Annotated in this window: 17 protein-coding genes; 12 read left to right on the forward strand and 5 right to left on the reverse strand. The window is 64.1% G+C overall.

What is annotated here, in order from left to right; all coding sequences use genetic code 11:
* Positions 1-146 precede the first annotated feature (146 nt).
* Positions 147-2,069: a transglycosylase SLT domain-containing protein gene (locus IN820_RS08690; protein ID WP_193680594.1), complete on the forward strand. Its 1,923-nt coding sequence runs from the start codon at positions 147-149 to the stop codon at positions 2,067-2,069.
* A 451-nt stretch (positions 2,070-2,520) separates the two neighbouring features.
* Here the strand turns inward: IN820_RS08690 and IN820_RS08695 are convergent, their stop codons facing one another.
* The 3 genes from IN820_RS08695 to yegS form a co-directional block, all read right to left on the reverse strand.
* Entirely contained in the window at positions 2,521-3,321 is an 801-nt protein-coding gene (locus tag IN820_RS08695) for an MOSC domain-containing protein (protein ID WP_193680595.1), read from the reverse strand.
* 197 nt (positions 3,322-3,518) lie between these two features.
* The gene (locus IN820_RS08700) at positions 3,519-4,451 is read right to left on the reverse strand and encodes a chemotaxis protein CheV (RefSeq protein WP_193680596.1); all 933 of its coding nucleotides are present in this window, start codon (positions 4,449-4,451) and stop codon (positions 3,519-3,521) included.
* Positions 4,452-4,694: 243 nt separating this feature from the next.
* Positions 4,695-5,606 carry a lipid kinase YegS gene (gene yegS, locus IN820_RS08705; RefSeq protein WP_193680597.1) on the reverse strand — a complete coding sequence of 304 codons (912 nt, stop codon included), beginning with the start codon at positions 5,604-5,606 and terminating at the stop codon, positions 4,695-4,697.
* A gap of 376 nt (positions 5,607-5,982) precedes the next feature.
* On the opposite strand from yegS, the gene IN820_RS08710 reads away from it, so the two are divergent.
* The 11 genes from IN820_RS08710 (at position 5,983) to IN820_RS08760 (ending at position 19,796) form a co-directional block, all read left to right on the forward strand.
* On the forward strand, positions 5,983-7,410 hold the full coding sequence (locus IN820_RS08710; RefSeq protein ID WP_193680598.1) for an undecaprenyl-phosphate glucose phosphotransferase: 1,428 nt from the start codon (positions 5,983-5,985) through the stop codon (positions 7,408-7,410).
* 156 nt (positions 7,411-7,566) lie between these two features.
* Positions 7,567-8,004 (forward strand): low molecular weight protein-tyrosine-phosphatase, encoded by a 438-nt coding sequence (locus IN820_RS08715; protein WP_193680599.1) that lies wholly within the window; start codon positions 7,567-7,569, stop codon positions 8,002-8,004.
* A 13-nt stretch (positions 8,005-8,017) separates the two neighbouring features.
* Positions 8,018-10,231 carry a polysaccharide biosynthesis tyrosine autokinase gene (locus tag IN820_RS08720; protein WP_193680600.1) on the forward strand — a complete coding sequence of 738 codons (2,214 nt, stop codon included), beginning with the start codon at positions 8,018-8,020 and terminating at the stop codon, positions 10,229-10,231.
* Between the two features lie 295 nt (positions 10,232-10,526).
* Positions 10,527-11,606 (forward strand): glycoside hydrolase family 5 protein, encoded by a 1,080-nt coding sequence (locus IN820_RS08725; protein ID WP_193680601.1) that lies wholly within the window; start codon positions 10,527-10,529, stop codon positions 11,604-11,606.
* Between the two features lie 18 nt (positions 11,607-11,624).
* Positions 11,625-12,812: a polysaccharide pyruvyl transferase family protein gene (locus IN820_RS08730; RefSeq protein ID WP_193680602.1), complete on the forward strand. Its 1,188-nt coding sequence runs from the start codon at positions 11,625-11,627 to the stop codon at positions 12,810-12,812.
* Between the two features lie 2 nt (positions 12,813-12,814).
* Positions 12,815-14,047, forward strand: coding sequence for an oligosaccharide flippase family protein (locus IN820_RS08735; protein ID WP_193680603.1), 1,233 nt, complete (start codon positions 12,815-12,817; stop codon positions 14,045-14,047).
* 64 nt (positions 14,048-14,111) lie between these two features.
* Positions 14,112-15,362 (forward strand): Coenzyme F420 hydrogenase/dehydrogenase, beta subunit C-terminal domain, encoded by a 1,251-nt coding sequence (locus tag IN820_RS08740; RefSeq protein WP_193680604.1) that lies wholly within the window; start codon positions 14,112-14,114, stop codon positions 15,360-15,362.
* A gap of 43 nt (positions 15,363-15,405) precedes the next feature.
* A complete protein-coding gene (locus tag IN820_RS08745; RefSeq protein WP_193680605.1) occupies positions 15,406-16,665 on the forward strand; it encodes a hypothetical protein in 1,260 nt (419 codons plus the stop codon).
* Positions 16,625-17,500, forward strand: a complete 876-nt coding sequence (locus IN820_RS08750) for a glycosyltransferase family 2 protein (RefSeq protein ID WP_193680606.1) — start codon at positions 16,625-16,627, stop codon at positions 17,498-17,500. The genes IN820_RS08745 and IN820_RS08750 overlap by 41 nt, the downstream gene beginning before the upstream one ends.
* Positions 17,493-18,260 carry a WecB/TagA/CpsF family glycosyltransferase gene (locus IN820_RS08755; protein ID WP_193680607.1) on the forward strand — a complete coding sequence of 256 codons (768 nt, stop codon included), beginning with the start codon at positions 17,493-17,495 and terminating at the stop codon, positions 18,258-18,260. Before IN820_RS08750 ends, IN820_RS08755 begins: the two co-directional genes overlap by 8 nt.
* Before the next feature lie 435 nt (positions 18,261-18,695).
* A complete protein-coding gene (locus IN820_RS08760; protein ID WP_193680608.1) occupies positions 18,696-19,796 on the forward strand; it encodes a polysaccharide biosynthesis/export family protein in 1,101 nt (366 codons plus the stop codon).
* 394 nt (positions 19,797-20,190) lie between these two features.
* On the opposite strand, the gene IN820_RS08765 is transcribed toward IN820_RS08760, so the two are convergent.
* A complete protein-coding gene (locus IN820_RS08765; RefSeq protein ID WP_193680609.1) occupies positions 20,191-21,375 on the reverse strand; it encodes a thiolase family protein in 1,185 nt (394 codons plus the stop codon).
* 315 nt (positions 21,376-21,690) lie between these two features.
* Positions 21,691-23,187: a polyphosphate:AMP phosphotransferase gene (pap, locus tag IN820_RS08770; protein ID WP_193680610.1), complete on the reverse strand. Its 1,497-nt coding sequence runs from the start codon at positions 23,185-23,187 to the stop codon at positions 21,691-21,693.
* Positions 23,188-23,949: the final 762 nt, after the last annotated feature.

Raw genomic sequence — 23,949 nt, forward strand, 5'->3', positions numbered from 1 at the left:
GGCTTTGTTTGTTACCGGAGCTTAATGCTCGTTTAACTGGCCGAGGCGGCAGGCTAAGCTAGCGCTCATTCGCAGGCTTTGAGAACTGGCGCATATCGCAGGGTTCATCGTCCTGCCAGTCCAACGCCCCCGTTTTCGGAAGTACCATGCGCGGCCGACTCTCCAGTTTGTGTTTCTGCCTGTTCTTTTCGGCCTTCGGCCTCGATGTTTCCGCCGCCAGCCTCAACCAGCAACGCCAGTATTACGATGAAGCCAAGCAGGCCCTGGCCAAGGGCGACAGCAGGCCCTACCGGCGCTACCAGAGCGCCCTGCGCGACTATCCGCTGGAGCCCTATCTCGCCTATGACGAGCTCACCGCCCGGCTGAAGACCGCCAGCAACCAGGAAGTCGAGAAATTCCTCGCCGAGCATGGCGACCTGCCGCAGATCAGCTGGATGAAACTGCGCTGGCTGCGCCTGCTGGCCGCGCGCGGCGACTGGCAGACCTTCACCCGCTATTACGACCCGCAGATGAACTTCACCGAGCTGGACTGCCTGTTCGGCCAGTACCAGCTCAGCAACGACCTGCCGGGGGCGGACGCCACCGCCGAGCGCCTGTGGCTGGTCGGCAAGTCCCAGCACAACGCCTGCGACCGCCTGTTCGACCTCTGGGAAGCCAAGGGCCTGCTCACCGAGGAGCGGCGCTGGAAACGCGCCAAGCTGGCCGTGGAAAGCGGCAACTACGGACTCGCCAGCTACCTGGTGAAACGCCTGCCGACCCTGCAGAGCCAAGGCCAGTTGATGATCGAGGTCACGCAGAAGCCGCAGATGCTCGGCCAGCCGGAGCGCTTCGCCGCCTCCAGCCCGGCGATGGCGGACGTCGTATCCGTCGGCCTGCGCCGGCTGGCCCGCCAGGACCCGGAAAAGGCCCTCGGCCTGCTCGACGGCTACGCCCGGCGTTTCGCCTTCTCCGCCGACGAGAAAGTCGCCATCGCCCGGCAGATCGGCCTGACCCTGGCCAAGCGTTTCGATAGCCGCGCGCTGAACGTGATGGCCGAATACGACCCGCAACTGCGCGACAACACCGTCAGCGAATGGCGCGCGCGGCTGCTGCTGCGCCTCGGCCGCTGGGATGAAGCCCACGAACTGACCCAGCGCTTCCCCGAGGAACTGGCCAACAGCAATCGCTGGCGCTACTGGCAGGCCCGCAGCCTGCAACTGGCCAAGCCGCAGAGCAAGCAGGTCGAGCAGCTCTACCAGCCGGTGGCCCAGGAGCGCGACTTCTATGGTTTCCTCTCGGCCGACCGCATCCAGGCGCCGTACAAGCTCAACCATCAGCCGCTGGCGCTGGAACCGAAGGTCGTGCAGAAGGTGCGCAACACCGCCGGCATCCGGCGTGCCCTGGAGTTCCACGAGCGCGGGCAGATCGTCGACGGGCGTCGCGAGTGGTACCACGTCAGCCGCCTGTTCAGCCGCGACGAGCTGGTCGCCCAGGCGCGCCTGGCCTACGAAAAGGAATGGTATTTCCCGGCGATCCGCAGCATCAGCCAGGCGCAGTACTGGGACGACCTCGATATCCGTTTCCCCATGGCCCACCGCAGTGCGATGGTCCAGGCCGCCAAGGCACGGGACATCCACCCCAGCTGGGCCTTCGCCGTGACCCGCCAGGAAAGCGCCTTCATGGCCGACGCGCGCTCGCACGTCGGCGCCACCGGGCTGATGCAACTGATGCCGGCGACGGCCAAGGAAACCGCCAAGCGGTTCGGCATCCCGCTGGCCTCGCCGCAGCAGGTGCTCAACCCGAACACCAACATCCAGCTCGGCACGGCCTACCTGAGCCAGATCTACGGTCAGTTCAACGGCAACCGCGTGCTCGCCTCCGCCGCCTACAACGCCGGTCCCGGCCGGGTCCGCCAGTGGCTGCGCAACGCCGAGCACCTGTCGTTCGACGTCTGGGTGGAGAACATCCCCTTCGACGAAACCCGCCAGTACGTGCAGAACGTGCTCACCTACTCGGTGATCTACGGGCAGAAACTCAACACGCCGCAACCCCTGGTGGAATGGCACGAGCGGTTCTTCGAATCGCAATAGAAAAAAGCATCGCCCCATTGCAGAAGCGGGTTGGTTGCAACCCGCCGGTTCGGCGTTGGCCCTGGCATCGTCCGCGCGGGTTGCACCCGCCCTACGGCTTGAAGCCCATGGTCGGGCCTATTCCAGCACTTGCACCGGCATGCCGAGCGTCAGAACGTAGGGCGAGTGCAACCGCCGGTTCGGCGTTAGCCCTGGCATCGTCCGCGCGGGTTGCACCCGCCCTACGGCTTGAAGCCCACCCTACGCCTTGAAGGAAACATCGCCTCAGGTCGAGGCCTCCCACAAAAGCAGCGAGCATCCACCGGAACCTATGGAAGCGCGCCCTCGCGGCGATTGCAGAACGTAGGGCGGGTGCAACCCGCCGGTTCGGCGTTAGCCCTGGCATCGTCCGCGCGGGTTGCACCCACCCTACGGCTTGAAGCCCACCCTACGCTGAAGCCCATGGTCGGGCCTATTCCAACACCTCCACCGGCATGCCGAGCGCCAGTTCGCCGGTGCCTTCGGCAATCAGGTTCTGCCCGAAGAACACGCCACCCTCGCCCTTGCGATAGCCCAGCAGCGTCGCCAGGGGTTCGCGGTCGGCGTCACGCTCGGCGGTCGCCGGGTCGATGGTCGGGATGACGCAGCGCGAGCAGGGCTTGACCACACGAAACTCCAGCTCGCCGATACGGATGCGCTTCCAGCCGTCCTCGGCGTAGGGCTGCGCGCCGCTGATCACCAGGTTCGGCCGGAAACGCAGCATCTCCAGAGGACGGCCGACGCGCTGCACCAGATCGTCCAGCGATGCCTGGCCGATGAGCAAGAAGGGAAAACCGTCGCTGAAGGCGGTGCGCTCGCCGAGTTGCGCATAATCCAGATCGACCTGGATGCCCTCCTCCGCGGGCAGATAGACCAGCCGGCAGGCTTGGCCGAGAAAGCGCGTCAGCCAGGTGGCGGCGGCCTCGCCGGCGTCCGGCACCACGGCGCTCGAACGCCAGATCTGCACGCTGCGCATCTCGGCCGTGCCCGGCACGGCCACCCGCAGCTCGTCCATGCCCGGCGCACTCAGCCGCAGAGCCTCCGTGCCCTGCCAGGACGCCTGCAGGAGCGCCATCTGCGGCACGGCCCGCTGTGTCAGGAAGCGGCCCGTGCCGGCGGCGACCACCATCCAGCGACGATCGCCGACGAGGCCGAGCGCATCGCTGCGGGCCTGCGGCAACGCTTCACCGGCGGCGGATTTGAGGGGAAAGCGATAGAGCGAGGAGAGATGCACGCTGCGGCTCCTTGGCGGATTTTTCGTTCGTGGCCGGGCAGGCGGTGGACAAGCAAAGCGTTGTCCACCCTACACGAAAGACCGGACCGCCGTAGGGTGGCAAAACCGCGAAGCGTTTTCCACCGGCTCCGGGCATTGATCGCGAGCAAGCTCGCTCCTGCAGGGCCCGATGTGAGTGATGCGGGGCTCCGCTCCGCTCAGCTCGGCTCGTCGCGCTTGAGGCGGTCCTGGATGACGTCGACGAGTTTCTCCGGCTGGAACTTGGAGAGGAAGTTGTCGCACCCGACCTTCTGCACCATCGCCAGGTTGAAGCTACCCGACAGCGAGGTGTGCAGCACCACGTAGAGATCGCGCAGGCGCGGATCGTTGCGAATCTCGGTGGTCAGGCGGTAGCCGTCCATCTCCGGCATCTCCGCGTCGGTGAAGACCATCAGCAGCTTGTCGGTCAGCACCTCGCCGGCATCGGCCCAGGCCTTGAGCATGTGCAGGCCCTTCAGGCCATCGCTGGCGGTGTGGATCTTCAAACCGAGCTGGCTGAGGGTTTCGCGCAACTGCACGAGGGCGACGCTGGAATCGTCCACGCAGAGCACCTCGCGGCCACGGGCGCGCTCGAGGATCGGGTCGGCCAGGCGTTCGGCAGGAATGCTGGTGTCATAGGGCACGATCTCGGCCAACACCTTTTCCACGTCGATGACTTCCACCAGCTCGTCGTCGACCCTGGTGATGGAGGTCAGGTAATGCTGGCGGCCGGCGGTGCTCGGCGGTGGCATCACCGCCTCCCAGTTGAGATTGACGATACGGTCAACGCCGCCGACCAGGAATGCCTGCACCGTGCGGTTGTACTCGGTGACGATGATGGTGCTGCGCTCGTCCGGCACCAGCGGGCGCAGGCCGATGGCCAGCGACAGGTCGATGACCGGCAGGGTCTGGCCGCGCAGGTTGATCACGCCGCATACCGAGCTGTGGCGGTGCGGCATGAGGGTCATTCGCGGCAGCTGGACGACTTCCTGCACCTTGAACACGTTGATGGCGAACTTCTGCCGCCCGCCGAGCCGGAACATGAGGATTTCCAGGCGATTCTGGCCCACCAGGCGGGTGCGTTGATCGACTGAATCGAGAATGCTGGCCATTTCAGGTCTCTTGGTGAACGACGATAAAGGCATATCGGCCGCTTGCGGCGCGGCTTTATGCTCCCGGCACGTCTTTTCTCAACAATACAGCGGGCCGTAGAAATGCGCGCGTAGGTTGGGTTGAGCGCAGCGAAGCCCAACAGAAAGCGGCACGAACGTGTTGGGCTTCGTCGCTTTGCTCCTCAACCCAACCTACGCGCAGCTCTACCTACATGCGAGCATACCAAAGCCATCATATAGCCATTACCCGCCGTTCTCAGGACGCCGCAACAGGGGCGAGTTGGCCGGCAGATGCATGCGCAGCGCGCCAGGGCGGACATCGAAGCGCAGGTGCTCGCCGCTGAAAGGCTCGCCATCCAGGTTGATGTTGATCGATTCCGGCGCCTCGACTTCGAGCCAGGCCACCCGCGCGCTCACCGAAACCGCTTCGACCCCCAGCAGCCCGCCGCTGAGCAAGGTGCCCAGCGTGCCGACCGTATCGGCCGGCGCCGGCACGATGCATACGTCCAGCAGGCCGTCGTTGATCGTCGCCTGCGGGCAGAGCAGTTGGCCGCCGCCGGCCTGGCGCCCGTTGCCGATCCCCAGCGCCAGGAACTCGCCTTGCCATTCGAAGCCCGGGCCGCGGAAATGGCCCCGCGCGGACTGGATCTCGGCGAAGCGCGACAACCCGGTCAGCAGGTAGGCGCCGCCGCCGAGCATCCGTTTCAGCTCCTCGGAGGTGCTGGCGGTGACTTTCGAACCGAAGCCGCCGGTGGCCATGTTGACGAACGGCTGCCCGTTCATTTCCCCCACATCGACCGGCCGCGCCGGTTCGTTCAGCAGCGCCAGGGCCTCGAGCGGCTCCAGCGGAATACCCGCGGCACGGGCGAAATCATTGGCGCTGCCGAGCGGCAGCAGCGCCAGGCGCGCATCCGCCCGGCTCAGCAACAGCGCTTCGGCCACCTCGCGCAAGGTGCCGTCGCCGCCACCGGCGATCAGCGTCGGGTAGCCGGCATCGAGCGCTTCCAGCACCAGCCGGCGGGCATCGCCGGCCTCCCAGGTGACGCGAACCGCCAGTTCCCAGCCGCGCTCGCGTTGCTGCCTGACGCCCTCGCGAACCTCCTCATTGAGCGCCTGTTTACCGTGCAGTATCAGCAGCGCCTTGGCATCGCCCATGTTCGTTAGATCCTTGCCATTCGACGTCATATCAGACCCGTTCGCCGCCGAGAAGTTTGTGTCCTCCAAGCGCGGCGGCATTAATCCGAAAGTTCGATAAACAAGCGCCGCCCGTCACCGCGCTGGCTCAGTCAGCCTGCCAGAGTCGACCAGTTAATCAATCAAAAATCTTTTAAAAACAGCCAGTTGCGCACACAAATGGGATTAAGGCGCTTTTTCGTCGACCCGCTGACTGTCACTGAACTCATTTCTGGAGGCACGGTCGGAGCAGGAGTCCCGAACAGGGTTGCGATAGCCGCCTGCCATCAATCCCCCGCATGCCGCGGCGATTAATTCGAGTTTTTGAAGCCAGCTTTAGCTGAGGAAGGAGCCTTGTATGCGCGCACAGTCAGTTGGAACCCTTGAATATGCTCATCCCAGTTTCGTTGACTACTTCCTGGCCAGTGTCCGTCTGATTCACGGCCTGACCGCCATCCTGCCGGGCTTCCTGCTGCTGGCGTTCATGGACCTGCCCGCCAGCGGGACGTTCAGCGCCTTCCTCGGCTTCTTCGCCGTGCTCAGCATCATCATCTTCCAGACCGTCGGCATCTACAGCGAAGAGGTATTCAGCACCCTGCTGCGTTTTCGCATCATGCTTCTCGCCTGGGCCGCGGCCTTCAGCTTCCTGGTCTTCATGCACCAGGGCATGGGCCTGTTCAGCTATCTGGACGTCAACCAGCTGGTGTTCTGGTTCCTGGCCAGCGCCGCGCTGTTCGGCGCCGAGCGCCTGGCGATGCTGGCGCTGTTCCGCCGCCTGATGGCGCGCGGCCTGTTCCTGCAGAACGCCGTGATCCTCGGCGGCACCGAAAACGGCGTGCGGGTTGCCGAATACCTGCAGAACAACCGCGACATCCGCACCGGCGTGCTCGGCTTCATCGACGACCGCCTCGAGCGCCTGCCCAAGGAACTCGCCAGCCTGCCGCTGCTGGGCAACACCCGTGAGCTGGAGCGGATGATCCGCGAGGAGAAAGTCACCCAGGTGCTGGTCGCCCTGCCCTGGTTCGCCGACAGCCGCATCGGCCAGCTCATCAACGAATTGCGCAAGCTGCCGGTCAGCGTCCTGCTGGTGCCGGACATGGTCGCCTTCCGTCACGCCGACCGGCGCATCACCCAGGTCGGCGGCCTGCCGACGCTGATCGCCTCCGACCTGCCGTTGCGCGGCTGGTCGCCCGTCTTCAAGCGCCTGGAAGACATCGTGCTGTCCAGCCTCGCCCTGCTCGTCGCCGCCCCGGCCATGCTGCTGCTCGCCCTGGCGATCAAGCTCGACTCGCCCGGCCCGGTGCTGTTCAAGCAGAAGCGCTATGGCTACAACAACCGCCTGATCGAGGTCTTCAAGTTCCGCTCGATGTACCACGAGAAGTCGGACGCCACCGCCGATCGCCAGACCACCCGTGGCGACGACCGCATCACCCGTGTCGGCCGCTTCATCCGCAAGACCAGCCTCGACGAACTGCCGCAGCTGCTCAACGTCTTCCTCGGCAGCATGTCCATGGTCGGCCCGCGCCCGCATGCCACCGCCACCAAGGCCGCCGGGGTGCTGTTCGAAGACGCCGTGGCCGAATACTCGTCGCGCCATCGGGTCAAGCCCGGCATCACCGGCTGGGCGCAGATCAACGGCTATCGCGGCGAAACCGACACGCTGGAGAAGATCGAGAAGCGCGTCGAATTCGACCTCGACTACATCGAACGCTGGTCAGTGTGGTTCGACCTCTACATCCTCGCGCGCACCCCGCTGGCCCTGTTGATCAACAAGGACGTGTACTGACCGACGGCAACCCGTTCAGCCGAAAACAATTGCAATCGTCGCGCCGCTCTGGCGCGACAGGATGGAACTAATGATGCCCCTGAAAATCTCATTTCTGTTCGCCCCGGACTGCCCCCCGGCGGCTGCGAAACAGCAGCCACCACGAGGCTGAGCACCATGTTCAACAACATCCTGATTGTCTGTGTTGGAAACATCTGCCGCAGCCCCACGGCCGAGGCGCTGTTTGCACACAGGCTTGGTAGCCAGGGCCTGACGATCAGCTCGGCGGGTATTGGTGCACTAGTAGGTAACCCGATGGACAAGAGCGCCCACGAAGTATTGCAGGAGAACGGGCTGGAATTCCCAGCCCATCGCGCCCGGCAGGTTGACAGCCACATGTTGCATCAGGCGGACCTCATCCTTGCCATGGAGCATAGCCACATTCAGCACATTCGCCAGATTGCACCCGAAGTGCATGGCAAGACCTTCCTGATTGGAAAGTGGCAGGGGGACCTGGAGATCCCAGACCCCTACCGCCAGTCCAAACCTGCCTTCGAACACGTTCACAACCTCCTGACGCAATCCGTCGAGAGCTGGCTTCCTTACCTGAGATGAAGAAGGAACTTCGATGACAACCATGCCCCGCCCGATTTATGAAACCAAAGAGGACAAGGACATCGACCTGGCCCACCTCTTTGATACCTTCATCAACAACCGGATGCTCATCCTGACCATCACGGGGTTCTTCGCCGCGCTGGGCATCGCCTATGCGCTGCTGGCCACCCCGGTCTACCTCGCCAGTGCGATGATCCAGATCGAGCCGAAGAATGGGCTGCCGAGCCTGACCGACGTGGTCAACAGCAACCCGCCGGTATCGCCGGCGCAGACCGAGATCGCGCTGCTCAAGTCGCGCTCGGTCGTGGGTGGCGCGGTCAGCAACCTGAACCTCGACATCATCATCAAGCCTCACCACTTTCCGATCGTCGGCGGCTTCATGGCGCGTCGCTTCGAGCCGACCGAAGAAGGCGAGCTGGGCTGGTACCCGGCCGGCCTGGGCGCGTACGCCTGGGGTGGCGAGACGCTGAAGGTCACCCAGCTGGAAGTACCGGACAAGGTGCACGGCAAGGACTTGACCCTGGAAGCGGCCGAGAACAATGGCTTCATCCTGCGCGACGAGGATGACGAGGTCGTGGTACAGGGCGTGGTCGGCGAACCGGTCGAAGCCGATGCCTACCGCATCACCGTGGCCGAGCTGAATGCGCGCCCCGGCACCACCTTCACGGTGATCAAGAACCGCACCTACAACACCACCGAGAGCTACCAGCAGCGTCTGGCCGCGGCCGAGCGTGGCAAGCAGTCCGGTATCGTCAACGTGACCCTCGAGGACACCGATCCGGCGCATGCCATCCGCGTCCTGGAAGAAGTCGCCAGGCTCTACGTCAACCAGAACGTCGCACGCAACGCGGCGGAAGCGACCCAGAGCCTGGAGTTCCTCAACGAGCAGGTCCCGACCGTACGCAAGAACCTCGAAGCCGCCCAGACCGCGCTGAACAAGTACCAGACCGGCTCGCGCTCGGTGGACATCACCGCCGAGACCCAGTCCGTGCTCGATCGCATCGTCGACATGGAGAAGCAGATCTCCGAGCAGAACCTCAAGCGCACCGAGATGGAACGCCGCTTCACCCGTCAGCACCCGAACTTCCAGGCGCTGATGAACCAGATCAACCAGCTGCAGATGCAGAAGGAAGAGCTGGAGAAGCAGATCGGCACCCTGCCCTCGACCCAGCAGGAACTGCTGCGCCTGAACCGCGACGTGGAAGTATCCTCGGAAACCTATTCCATGCTGCTGAACAAGACCCAGGAGCTGGACATCATCCGCGCCGGTACCGTGGGCAACGTGCGCATCATCGACCACGCCGCCGCGGACCTGGAAAACCCGGTCAAGCCCAACAAGCCGCTGGTGGTGATCGTCGCCACCCTGCTCGGCGGCCTGCTGGCGGTGGCCTTCGTCTATGTGCGCGAAGCGCTCAAGCGCGGCGTCGAGAACCCGGAAGACATCGAACGTACCGGCACCCCGGTGTACGCCTCGATTCCGTTCACCGAGAAACAGGCCGCGCTGGAAAAGCGCCTGGCCAACTTCAAGCGCGACAAGAGCGCCGCCTCCTACCTGCTGACCATCAACGAGCCGGCCGACCTCGCCACCGAGGCCATGCGCAGCCTGCGCACCAGCCTGCACTTCGCGATGATCGAGGCGAAGAACAACGTGCTGATGATCACCGGCCCGAGCCCGGCGGTGGGCAAGTCCTTCGTCACCACCAACCTCGCCGCGGTGGTCGCCCAGTCCGGCAAGCGCGTGTTGCTGATCGACGCCGACATGCGCAAGGGCTACCTGCACAAGGTCATGCGCTGCGACGGCGACAAGGGCCTGTCGGACATCCTTTCCGGGCGCATCACCCTGTTCGATGCGATCCAGAAGACCCAGCTGAACAACCTGCACGTGATCACCCACGGCCAGATGCCGCCGAACCCGTCGGAACTGCTGATGCACGAGAATTTCTCTCGCTTCGTCAAGGAGATCAGCAACATGTACGACCTGGTGATCTTCGATACGCCGCCGATCCTCGCCGTCACCGACGCGGCGCTGGTCGGTAGCCAGGCCGGCACCACCCTGATGGTCACCCGCTACGGCATGAACGGCCTGAAGGAAATCGAAGCGGCCAAGCGTCGCCTCGAACAGAACGGCCTGCTGGTCAAGGGCGTGATCTTCAACGCCGTGGTGCGCAAGGCCTCGACCTATGGCGAGTACGGTTACTACCAGTACGAATACGCCAGCACCAAGTAGGTGAGCGTGCGTGGCGGTGGGGAAACCTGCCGCCACGCCACACCACTTTTCTTTTTTCCGGACTGCCTCTTTCGACTGAGCCCCCAGGCGCAGTGGATATTTTTTGGCTCCCGTTACCTGTTGCAGAGGCTTCGTTGGAAGTGTTTTCCCTGGATTTTGCGTGCGATCGGGCACACCCGGGTAGGTTGGCGCTGAGCACAGCGAAGCCCAACTGGCACGGGCACGACGCGTTGGGCTTCGTCGCTTCGCTCCTCAGCGGAACGCCGCCCGACCCAACCTACGACAGGTACCCGAGATGACGAAGTACGCCACCCGACCAACCAGACGAGCCATCCGGCTGGCCCTGGCGTTGACGGCCTCGCTTGCCGCCAGCGGAGTTTGCGCCACCGACTGGCCCGCCACCGACGATGGCCTGGCCCTGCTCGGCGTGAACCTTTCCGGCGCCGGTTTCGCCCCGCACATCACCCCGGGCAAGCACGGCACCCACTACTTCTACCCGCAGAAGAAGCATTTCAAGTACTACGCCGACCAGGGCATCCGCCTGATCCGCTTCCCCTTCATCTGGGAGCGGGTGCAGCACACGCTCGGCGACGGATTGAACTTCGACCAGATCCGGCTGTTGAAGAAGACCCTGGACCTGGCCGCGCAGAACGGCCAGAAGGTCATTCTCGACATGCACAACTACGGTCGTTACCACGGCGAACTGATCGGCTCGAGCAAGGTGCCCTACGCGGCCTACGCCTCGGTGTGGCAGAAACTGGCGCAACAGTTCAAGGGCCATCCCGGGCTGCTCGGCTACGACATCATGAACGAGCCGCACGGCACCGTCGGCCTCTGGCCCGGCGCGGCGCAGGCCGCCGTCGATGCGATCCGCCAGGTCGACGAGCAGACGCTGATCTTCGTCGAGGGCGAGCGCTGGTCGAGCGCCTTCCACTGGCCGCTGGTGAACGCCAACTTCCTGATCGACGACCCGGCCGACCGGATCATCTACGAAGCGCACCTGTACTTCGACCAGGACTTCTCCGGCAAGTACCTGCAGCAGGCCAGCCGCAACATCGACCCCATGCTCGGCGTCGAACGGGCGCGGCCGTTCATCGAATGGCTGCAGAAACACGGCCAGAAAGGCTTCCTCGGCGAGTACGGGATTCCCGACGACCTGCCCGAGGCGGCCGAGGCGATGGACAACCTGCTCGCCTACCTCAACGACAACTGCGTGCCCAGCGCCTACTGGGCCGGCGGCCCCGGCTGGGGCAGCTACAAGCTCGCCATCGAGCCACGCGACGGCAAGGACCGGCCGCAGATGGAACTCATGCGCAAGCACCTGCGCAACGATTGCACCGCCATCGGCCCCACCCCCGCGACACGCGCCGACTGATTCTGGAGTGACACGAACATGAAATTCGGACTGCTATGGCACTCGTTCTCATCCGGCAACCTCGGGGTTGGCGCGCTGAGCATTTCCAACATGCTGCTGATCGACGAGGCCGCGCGCAAATGCGGCATCGTCCCCGAGTTCCTGATCATCGGCTCGTCGGGGCCTTGCGACTACCCGCCGTCGACCGAGCGCTTCAACTACGAATTCATCGAGTTCAACGAGCAGGCGCTGCTGAAGAATCCCCATGGCCTGTACCGGGCCATCGCCTCCTGCGACGCGATCTTCGACATCGGCGAAGGCGACAGTTTCTCCGACATCTATGGCGCCAAGCGGCTGATCAAGCTGCTGCTGAGCAAGGGCATGGCGCTGGCCGGCCGCGTCCCGCTGATTCTTTCGCCGCAGACCATCGGCCCGTTCAAGTCCGCCTGGGGCACCCGGGCCTCGGCCTGGGCCATGCAGAAAAGCGCCATGGTCTTCGCCCGCGACCATCAGTCGTTCGACGTGCTCAGGCAATTGAACGTCGCCAACCGCGACGAAGTCATCGACGTCGCCTTCGCCCTGCCCTTCGAGCGCCAGAGCGAACAGCGCGCCCCGGACAGACTGGCGGTGGGCCTGAGCGTCTCCGCCCTGCTGCACCACGGCGGCTACGAAGGCACGGCCAACCAGTTCGGCCTGCGCGCCGACTACAAGGCGCTGACCGACCGGCTGATCCGCACCCTGCTCGAACGCGGGCACGAGGTGCACCTGGTGCCGCACGTGATCCCCATCGGCTTTCCGGCCGAGGACGACTACACCGTTTCCCAGGCCCTGCAGCAGCAATACCCGCAGCTCGAGCTGGCGCCCCGCTTCAAGGGACCGATCGAGGCCAAGTCCTACATCAGCGGCATGGATTTCTTCGTCGGCGCGCGCATGCACGCCACCATCGGCGCCTTCTCCGCCGGCGTGCCGGTGGTGCCGCTGGCCTACAGCCGCAAGTTCTCCGGGCTTTACCAGTCGCTGGACTACCACCGCGTGGTCGACCTGAAGACCGAAAGCACCGACGGCGCACTGCAGCAGGTGCTGGAATATCTGGACCAGCGCGAGCAGCTCAAGGCCGAGGTCGCCGCCAGCGGCGAGATCATCCGCCGCAAGCTCGACGCCTACGGCGCTGCGCTGGAGCAGATCCTGGTTTCGCTGAACCAGCCCCAGGCCGCGTACCAGAGATAACCATGCGCGATCATGCCCTGATGGGGGTGACCACGGCGGCGCGTACCGCCGTGCAGCTCGGTACATTGCTGATCCTGGCGCGCACGCTGGGGCCGCGCGATTTCGGCTTCATCTCGATCGTCATCACCTGGTCGACCATCGTCGCCCTGGTGACCGACTACGGCTTCGGCATGCGCGCGTTGCGCGACATCGGCGCCGAACGCGAGCGCGCCGGCGAGATCATGTCGGCGAGCCTGGCGGCGAAATCGGTGCTGGTGCTGCCGGCCTGCGTGGTGCTGCTGCCGGTGATCCTGTTCGTGCTCGACCTGCAGGCCATCGAGCGCTTCGCCGCGGTGCTGTTCCTGCTCGGTACCCTGGCCTCGTCCTATGGCGACCTCGGGCTGACGGTGTTTCGCAGCATCGGCCAGTTCCATCGCGAAACGAAGATCGTAGTGGCGACGGCGCTGGTGCATTTCGTGCTCATCGGCGCGGCTATCCTCTTGCGCAACGACGTGCTGGCGATCGGCCTGGCGTTCCTGGTGTCACGCCTGGTCTATGCCGGTTTCGCCCTGCGCGCGCTGTCGAAGATCCTCGCGCTGGGCGGCATCCTGCGCAATTCCCGGCAGGTGCTGGTGGAACGCTTCAAGTCCTCCACCAGCTTCGCGGTGGACAGCGGCGCGACCAACATTTTCGCCCAGCTCGACGTCATCCTGGTCAACCACCTCGCCGGTCGCGAGGCCGCGGGCATCTACTTCGCCGGCTCGCGGCTGGTCCAGGGCGCGGTGCCGTTCAGCGTCCTGCTGGCCAGCGTGCACATCCCGCGCTTCGCCTATCGGTTGCACAACAAGACCGCCGGCCTGTTCCGCTACGGCGTGCGCATTCTCGGCGAGTACGCCGGCATGGGGCTGATCTTCGCCCTGGCGTTCTTCTTCATCGGCCCGCTGTTCACCGACTACTTCCTCGGCGCCGAGTACGCCGAACTGAACACCTTGTGGCTGGCCTTCGCCTGCTTCACCGCCGCGCGCTTCGTCGCGGCCGGGCTGGGGGTGCAGCTGATGGCGATGGGGACCGGCTTCCTGCGCACCTTCGGGATCATCGCCTCGGGCGTGATCACGGTGGCGTGCTACTGGTTTTTCATCCCCTCGCACGGAATACAGGCGGCCCCCTGGGTGTCCACTCTGGGCATGGTCGTCCTGACACTTATCTACGGTTATGCGGTGCTCGCCATCTATCGCAGGCAGGGCCAGAGCGCATGACCGAACTCGTTCGATACTGCCGGTCGCGCACGTCGCCCGATCGGCCGCTCAAGGGAAGGCAGGTATGAAAGCTCTATTGAACCGCGTGCTCAACAACGACCTGTGCAGTGGCTGTGGCATGTGCAGTTCGGTGGCCGATGACGACGCCATCAAGATCCGCCTCAACGCCGACGGCTACCATCGGCCGGTGCTCAACGGGCAATACCGGGACAAGCCGCTGGCCAGCGAGCAGACCAGCGCGGCCTTCGCCAAATCCTGCCCGGCGCTGAACCTGGACATCCGCCCCTACAAGTCGGCCAACTACCATCCGATCTGGGGCGAAATCCTCGATACGCTCAAGGGCTACGCGGCGGACGACGAGATTCGCCAGGCCGGTTCCTCCGGCGGCGTGATCTCGGCACTGGCGCAGTATTGCCTGGAGCACAGGCTGGTCGACGGCGTGATCCAGATCCAGGCCTCGCAGACCGACCCGCTGGAGAACGTCGCCACCATCAGCCGCTCGCGGCAGAACATCATCGCCTCCTCCGGCTCGCGCTACGCGCCGGCCAGTCCGGGCGAGGCGCTGAAGTGGGTGGCCATGTCCACCGAGAAATACCTGTTCATCGGCAAGCCGTGCGACGTCGCCGCCGTGCGCCAGATGCAGCAGCACGATGTGCGGCTCAAGGAAAACATCCCCTATATCGTCTCCTTCATGTGCGCCGGCACGCCGAGCCTGCACGGCACCGAGCAGGTGCTGGACAAGCTGGAAGTCGAGCGCAGCGACGTCACCGCCTTCCGCTACCGCGGCGATGGCTGGCCGGGGCTGACCAAGGCCACGCTGAGAAACGGCGAGGCGCGGACCATGACCTACAACGACTCCTGGGGCAAGGTACTCAACCGCCACCTGCAGACCCGCTGCAAGATCTGCCCGGACGGCATCGGCGAATTCGCCGACATCGTCTGCGCCGACGGCTGGGAAGGCGATGAAAAAGGCTACCCGTCGTTCGAAGAACGCGAGGGCAATTCGCTGATCCTGGTCCGAACCGAAAAAGGTCGCGCACTTTTCCGCAACGCGCAGGCCGCTGGCGTTGTCAAAGCCGAGGCTTTCGACACCGCCAGCATCTTCGCCATCCAGCCGTTCCAGTACTACCGCCGCACCACCATCCTGCCGCGGCTGCTGGCGATGAAGCTGCTGCTGCTCAAGACCCCGACCTACAAAGGCTTCGAACTGGGCAAGGGCATGCGGGAGATCGGCCTCTACCAGAGCTTCAAGGCGTTCACCGGGCTGCTGGTACGGCGCAAGAAGATCAAGAAGCGGACGCTGGAAACGGCATGAGCCGCTACGCGATCAGGGAACACACACTTAAGGACCAAGGTTGATGACGACGACTTTCAGTTCACGCTTTTTCTTCTTCCCGCTGCTGATCCTGGCGGTCGTGCTGCACTTTTCCGTGTTCGGCGAAAGTCCGCACAACCCCTACGGCATCAAGGGAGTGAACGAGCTGTACCTGGCGATCTGCATCGTCTTCACCATTCTGTTGCTGCTGGCCTCGGCGGAAGAAGCCCCGCGCGAATTCCGCGTCCTCATGTACTACAGCCTGTACAGCGTGGTGGTGCTCCTGGTGATGCCGGCGGTATTCGCCTATTTCACCTATGGCCAGCCGATCGTCTACGGACTGATCGAGGAGCGCCGGGTGCTGTTCTGCCTGGGTTTCGCCCCGCTGCTGTTCCTCGGCAAGCGCGTCAGCACGCTGCAGTTCGAGCGTGGGCTGCTCTATGCGGCGCTGATCGCGGCCTTTCTTTCCTGGTGCTTCAAGTTCGGCGTGATTCCCGACCTGCGCCCGGAGGTACGCTCGGACGACCGTCCTGACCGCTCCTCCATCGGCCCCTACCTGATCTGCTTCGGCTACTTCTACTGCATCCAGATCTGGTCGAAAGGGATATCGCCGATCAATGGCGCGAAACGCAGTAGGAATCTCTACCTGATCATCGCGGCGGTTCTGCTGCTGACCCTGGTGTTCGCCACCCAGACCCGCCAGCTGATCGTGCTCTGCCTGGCCTTCACGCTGTTCTGCCTGCGCGCCAAGGCCATCATCTGGGCCGCCTCGCTGTCGATCCTGCTGTCGCCGTTCTACTTCTACCCGAGCCTGCTGGAGGTCCTCGGCTTCAATGCCGAGTTCTATGACAGCACGCTGGAGACCGGGATCGAGGACGGCGCGCGCCCGCATACCATCGCGGCCATCTTCATGCACCTGGATCAGGTCAACTGGCTGCCCAGCGGCTCGCTGTCGCTGATGTGGCAGGACGGCTTCATTCCCTATTTCGGTGAGCATTTCTTTCTTTCCGATGTCGGAATCATCGGCACGCTGTTCCGCTTCGGTTTCCTGACGTTCGCCATCATCCCGATGACGCTGTTCGTCTACCACCGCATCGCGCGGAACATCACGCCCGACATGACGTTCATCTACTCGGTGATGCTGGCCTTCTTCGTCATCTGGCCGCTCAACGGCCTGCTGGAGTACGCCCAACCGATCATCGCCGCACTGTTTGTCATCCATGCCCTCAAGGCCCGTCACCTTCGCAGCCAGGAGCGAATCCATGAACGTCGCGCTTATCCTCAACTACAAGGCAGCTACTGAAACCATCAGTTGCGTTGAGAGCCTGCTCGCTCATTGCCCGGCTCTCGACCATGTGGTGGTCATCGACAACGACTCGCAGGACGGTTCCGTCGCGGCCTTCGAGCAGTGGCTGGCGGCCCAGCCCCGGCCGAACGTGACCGTGCTGGCCAACCCGCAGAACAACGGCTACGCCGGCGGCAACAACCACGGCCTGCGCTGGGCGCTGGAGAACCTGCCGGTGACGACCTTCTGGATCGTCAACAACGACACCTACGTCGACAGCGATGCCTTCACCCCGCTGCTCGAAGCGCTGCAGGAGGATGACCGCCAGTTCGTCGGCTCGGTGATCCTCAGTGCCGACAGCGGCCGCCTGGAGTGCTATGGCGGCGGCAAGCTCTACCCGCTGCTGGGCAAGGCCAGGCTGCTGGGCAAGGACCAGACCCTCGAGGCGATGGCGCAGAACCGGGAGCAGCCCGACTACCTGATGGGCTGCAGCCTGGCGTTCTCGGCCAAGCTGATCGAGCGGATCGGGCTGATGGACGAGGCCTACTTCATGTACTCCGAGGAAGTCGACTGGCAGTTCCAGGCCAGGAAGGAAGGCATTTCCATCCGCGTCGTGCCGAGCAGCCGGCTGTTCCACTACGGCTCGCTCAGCTCGGGCGGGCGCTCGGCCTTCTATCACTACTACCGCAATCGCGCGGCAACCCGCTTCAACAAGCGCTTCTACGGGCAGGGCTTCGCGCTGGCATCGGCCTGCTGCCTCTCCGCGATCACCGTCATCAAGGAGTTCAACCACCCCAGCCTCGCCTGGTCGGGCATCAAGGGCGCCTTCAAGGGAGTAACGATGAGTGTCTAGTGAGACTACCCACGCGTTCGGTGTGGACTTCTACACCGGCAGCAAAGCAGCCTTGCTGGCTGGCATCCGGGAGTGGGTCGAGCAGCCCTACTCCTTCGTGGTGACGCCCAACGTCGATCACCTGGCGCAACTCCAGCAGAACGATGCGCTGCGCGAGGCATACGCCAAGGCCCGTCTGCGCCTGTGCGACAGCCGCATCCTGCAGCCGCTGCTGCAGCGGCTGGGGGTCCGGATCGAAGAAGTGATCCCGGGCAGCGACCTGACCCTCGACCTGCTGGAATGGGCCGACAAGGAGCACCTGCGCATCGTCCTGATCGGCGCCACCGACGAGGAGTGCGCGAAGCTGCGCGCACTCTACCCGCGCATCACGCTTTATCACCACAACCCGCCGATGGGCTTCATCAATAAACCGGATGAGGTTCAGCGGGCGCTGCAGTTCGTTCGCCAGCACCCATCCGAACTGGTGTTCTACGCCGTCGGGGCACCGCGCCAGGAAATACTCGCCAGTGCCATCGAAAGCCATGAACGCACCGGCATGGGCTTTTGTATCGGCGCCTCCATTTCGTTCGCCACCGGAAGTATCAAACGGGCGCCGCAGTGGATACAGAACTGCAAACTCGAATGGCTGCACCGAATGCTGTCCGAGCCCAGACGGCTGGTAAGGCGTTATGCCCATGATGCGCTGTTCATAGTTCCGGCCTTCCTGCGGGAAAAAAATTATCGCGTCCAGAAGGCAAAACCCGCGAAACAGGACTCGTGAGCCAAAGGATCGAAAAATCCACTGTAAATGCGGGGAACCGCCGTGAACCCAAGCTAATCGGAACGGTCTATCCCTACTGTGATGTGCGCAGGATGGCACTTCGACACCTTGCGTCGTCCCGTCCCGGTCGTAAGTGGTAGGCACGTTGAACAAGTAAGGAATTAAACCGGCCTGGCAATCGATCGCTGTCGTTACAACCAGGAGGGATAAAAACAAAACGTTTCCCGCGCAGCCGATATAACGCTGCGGGAGATGAAACATTCAGGAAGGAGAGAAACTTTGGCTACCGGTCCCATTTGGTCGCTGAGGAGTGTGGAGTGATGACTCCGGTCCTCTTAGATAGGCGAAAGAACCATTCCAACGCCTTAGGCAAAAAAGTGAATCAAGCCGTCTCACTCTTTGAACAACAACCACTCCGTCAAGGATGAACAACCCATGAAACCATTTATCGCACTCGCTTTCACTTCCGCCCTGACACTCCAGGGCTGCGCCTTCGCCCCCGGGCAGTACCTCGATCCCGACGAGTTCAAGGAAGGCGCCGAAGCCGAACATGGCACCGTCCAACTGGTACGCATCACGCCCGAGATGCTGAAAGGCGAACTGGCTTCCGACATGGGTACTTCCAGCAAGCAGGAACTGCTGAGCTACCAACCCTCTTCCTATCGCATCGGCCCGAACGACCTGCTCTACATCACCGTCTGGGACCACCCCGAACTGACCGCACCGTCCGGCCCGCAGCAGCAGCTGGATGCCAACGGTCGCCTGGTGCGTCCCGACGGCACCCTGTTCTACCCCTATATCGGCAACGTCGAGGCCGAAGGCAAGACCATCGAAGAACTGCGCTCGATCATCGCCCGCCGCCTGACCAACTACATCGACAGCCCGCAGGTGGACGTCTCCATCCTGCGCTTCGGCAGCCAGCGCGTGGTCGTCTCCGGCGCCTTCAACACCGCCGGGGAAGTGCCGATCACCACCGCGCCGATGACCATCGTCCAGGCCATCGGCCAGGCCGGGGTGGATACCGAAACCGCCGACCTCACCGGGTTGACCCTCAAGCGTGACGGTCGCGAATACATGCTGGACATCGACTCGCTCAACCGCCCGGACTCCTGGCTGCACGAGGTCTACCTGAAGGATGGCGACCAGCTGCACCTGCCGTACAACGACCAACGCAAGGTCTACGTACTGGGCGAAGTGATGCTGCCACAGGCCATGACCTTCAAGGCCACCAGCATGAACCTGATGGACGCGGTCGGCACCGCCGGCGGAATTCGCCAGGACACCGCCGACGGCGAAGCGCTCTACGTGATCCGTGGCGCGGAGAACATGGCCGAAGCGCCGGCCAAGATCTTCCAGCTGAACGCCAAGTCCCCGACCGCCTTCGCCCTGGCCAAGCACTTTCCGCTGCAGCCGCAGGACGTGGTATTCGTCGGCCCGGCCAACATCACCCGCTGGAACCGCTTCATCAGCCAGCTGCTGCCGTCCGCCAGCATCGTGGGCACCGGTGCCGCAGCCGAGTACAACCTGTCTCGCTAAACGCTGCACGGCCTGATCGCATGGCGCTCGGGTGAACGAAAAAAGCCGCAGAGCCAAACCGAAAGGTTGCTCTGCGGCTTTTTATATGGCTCTGTCCCGATTGCGTATGCTCGAAGTGCCGAGGTGTTCTGAAAGTCCGTAGGAGCGGGCCATGCCCGCGAAGCTTTTGTGCGCTGGATTATTCGCGGGCATGGCCCGCTCCTACAGAGGGTACGTCTACAGAGGGTACGTCTACAGAGGGTACGTCTATCCGCAACAGCCAACTCAGACATAGCCTTTATATTGCCAATGGACATGCCCATGGGGTCCGCAGGGCGCACGGGCCCTGCAATGTTTCGCCAGCAAGGACTGGACGTCCCTGGCGCCTACAGCCACGTACACCAACGCATGACGATCAGCGCACCGCTTCGAACAGCCCCGCAGCGCCCATGCCGCCGCCCACGCACATGGTCACCACGCCGTAGCGCAGGTTGCGCCGCTGCAGTTCGCGGACGATGTGGCCGGCGGTGCGCGAGCCGGTCATGCCGAATGGGTGGCCGATGGAAATCGAACCGCCGTTGACGTTGTACTTCTCGTTGTCGATGCCCAGCGTGTCGCGGCAATACAGGCACTGCGAAGCGAAGGCCTCGTTGAGTTCCCACAGGTCGATGTCGTCGACCCGCAAGCCCCTGGCCTCGAGCAGGCGCGGCACGGCGAACACCGGGCCGATGCCCATCTCCTCCGGTTCGCAACCGGCCACGGTGAAACCACGGAAGAACGCGCGCGGCGCGAGCCCCAGCTCGATGGCCTTCTCCAGGCTCATCACCAGTGTCATCGATGCGCCGTCGGACAGCTGCGAGGCGTTGCCCGCGGTGACCGAACCATCCTCGGCGAATGCCGGCTTGAGTCCGGCCAGGCTTTGCAGCGTGGTGTCCGGGCGATTGCAATCGTCACGGTCCACCACCCCCTGGTGCACGGTGCGCTCGCCGGTGTGCTTGTCCTCGGTGAAGTACTCGACGCTCATCGGTACGATCTCGTCGCTGAACAGCCCTTCGGCCTGGGCGCGCGCGGTGCGCTGCTGGCTCTGCAGCGAATAGATGTCCTGCTGTTCGCGCGTGACGTGGTAACGCCGCGCCACCAACTCGGCCGTCTGCCCCATGCTGTGGTAGATGCCCGGCACGCGCTCCTGGATGATCGGGTTGAACAGGTGATCGGTGTTGCGGCTCTTGAGGGTCAGGCTGATGGACTCCACTCCGCCGGCGACGATGATGTCGCTGCAGCCGGAGGCGATCTGGTTGGCGGCGACGGCGATGGCCTGCAGGCCCGACGAGCAGTAGCGGTTCAGCGTCATGCCCGGGCAGGCGATGCCCAGGCCGGACAGCACCGCGACGTTGCGACCGATGTTGTAGCCCTGCGCGCCCTCGTTGGAGCCGGCGCCGACGATGCAGTCCTCGACCAGCGCGGGGTCCAGATCGTTGCGCGACAGCAGCGCGTCGACGCAATGGGCCGCCATGTCATCGGGGCGGGTCATGTTGAACTTGCCACGGAAGGACTTGGCCAGGCCGGTCCGTACGCTGTCGACGATCACTACTTCACGCATGGCATACCTCGGAGCTGGGCGGTCGTGGGGATGTTGTTGCGGCGCGCTGCGCACGGATTGTTCCACGCCCGCCGGTGGACGGTTAGCGGAGCATAGTGCCGCCTCCGCGACCGTGGCGACGACCATTCAGCATGCATATGGCCGTCCATCGCCCGACTGGCCGCCGCTTCGCCTTCCGAAGCTCGAACGGGGCGCATAGGACAGATTGCAACCGCCCCATACGGGACGCACGAGACCCCGTAGGAGCGAGCCATGCTCGCGAACCTCCCACGCAAAAGCATCGCGGGCATGGCCCGCTCCTACCCACAGCAATCATTACCCCTTGGCGATCGCCGCCTCCAGCGCCTCGTTCAGCGTCCGCAGGACCTTCACCCGGGCGAAGCGCTTGTCGTTGGCCTCGACCAGTGTCCAGGGCGCGATTTCGGTGCTGGTGCGGTCGACCATATCCGCCACCGCATGGCCGTAGTCGTCCCATTTCTCGCGGTTGCGCCAGTCCTCGTCGGTGATCTTGAAGCGCTTGAAGGGCGTTGCCTCGCGCTTCTGGAAGCGCTGCAATTGCGTGTCCTGATCGATGCTGAGCCAGAATTTCACCAGCACCACACCGGCATCCACCAGTTGCTCTTCGAAATCGTTGATCTCGCCGTACGCACGCAGCCACTCGTCCGGCGTACAGAACCCTTCGACGCGCTCCACCAGCACCCGGCCGTACCAGGAACGGTCGAAGATGGTGAACTTGCCGCGCTCCGGCAGGTTCCGCCAGAAGCGCCAGAGCCACGGCTGGGCGCGCTCCTCCTCGGTCGGTGCGGCGATCTGCACGGTGCGATACAGGCGCGGGTCCAGCGCGCCGGTGACACGTCGGATCGCACTGCCCTTGCCCGCCGCGTCATGGCCCTCGAACAGCGCCAGCACGCCCCGCTTGCGCAACCGCCGATCGCGCAACAGCCGCGACAGCCGGGCCTGCTCCTCGGCCAGCTGTTGCTGATAGGCATCCTTGGCCAGCTTCTGCGACAGATCCAGGCTGTCCAGCAGGCTCAAGCGGTCCAGATTGCCCAGCAGCGGCGCCGAATGCGGCTGGGTGGTCGGCGAGGTCGGCTGCTCGGCCGCATCCAGCGCCGCCTGCAGACCTTCCAGCAACACCCGCCCCACCGCCAGACTGCGATAACGCCAATCCACCCCCTCGATCACATACCAGGGCGCGAAATCCCGACTGCTCAGCCGAAGGATCTGCTCGCCATGGCGAACGAACTTGTCGTAGGTCCTGGACTGCTGCCAGTCCAGCGGGCTGATGCGCCAGCTGTGCAGGGGATCGTCCTTCAGCGAGTCCAACCGGGCCTTCATCTGCGCCTTGGAAAGATGGAACCAGAACTTGAAGATCAACGCGCCCCCGTCGCAGAGCATCCGCTCCAGGCGTTGCGCGCGGGCAGTGGCCAGTTTCAGCTCGGCATTCTTGATCCGCCCATGGACGCGGTCCTCGAGCATCTTGCTGTACCAGTTGCCGAAGAAAATCCCGGTATGCCCCTTCGGCGGCAGCCGCCGCCAGAAACGCCACGCGGGGGGATGGGACAGCTCCTCGTCGCTGGGCACGTCGAAACTGTCGACGCGGATCAGCCGCGGGTCCATCCATTCGTTGAGCAGCTTGATGGTCTCGCCCTTGCCCGCGCCCTCGATGCCGTTGATCAGGATCAGCACCGGGAAGCGTGCCTGCGCCTTCAGCCGGTACTGCGCCTGCAACAGCGCTTCGCGCAGTTCCGGCACCGCGGCGTCGTAGGTCGCCTTGTCGATGGAATGGCCGATTTCGGCGGATTCGAACATCGTTGTCTCCGTCCCAGATGATGCGTGCAACCCTAACAGCCGGGCCGAGAGCATGGCGAGCGATACATTGCACGCTTTCCGGCGGCCCCTGGGCCAGCAATCGCCGCGAGGCGTGCCTCCCACCGTGTGGTCAAGAGCGGGTGAAACCCGCGCGGACGATGTCAATGCCGGCTCCGAACCGGCGGGTTGCCCTACGCCCACAAGCTGGATGCAGGGGCACATGGAGGAGGCGCCTGCGCGTCTTCGTCGCAGCGCCGTCGCGCAGCAAACAGGGTGCAGCCGCATGTGCACACCGCACCCGTAGGAGCCCGGAGGACGCCGAGTCCTTGCCGGCGACCATCGGCGTTGCGGCCGATCGCCCGCAAGCGGGCTCCTACACTCCCCCGGGCTTTGCCGAACACGTGGTGGGCTGAAGCCCACCCTACAAGGCTGAGCGTCCGTAGGAGCGGGCCATGCCCGCGAAGCTTTGCGCGCTGGAATATTCGCGGGCATGGCCCGCTCCTACAGGGGGTACGTCTATCCGCAACAGCCAGCTCAGACATAGCTTTTTATATGGCTCTGTCCCGATTGCGTGTGCTCGAAGTGCCGAGGTGTTCTGAACGTCCGTAGGAGCGGGCCGTGCCCGCGAAGCTTTTGTGCGCTGGATTACTCGCGGGCATGGCCCGCTTCTACAGGGGGCACGTCTATCCGCAACAGCCAGTTCAGACATAGCCGAGGATAATCCGCGTTCATACCCGGCAGACGCGTGGGCAAGGCTTCGCC

The sequence above is a fragment of the Pseudomonas lopnurensis genome (assembly GCF_015070855.1).
GTDB lineage: Bacteria > Pseudomonadota > Gammaproteobacteria > Pseudomonadales > Pseudomonadaceae > Stutzerimonas > Stutzerimonas lopnurensis.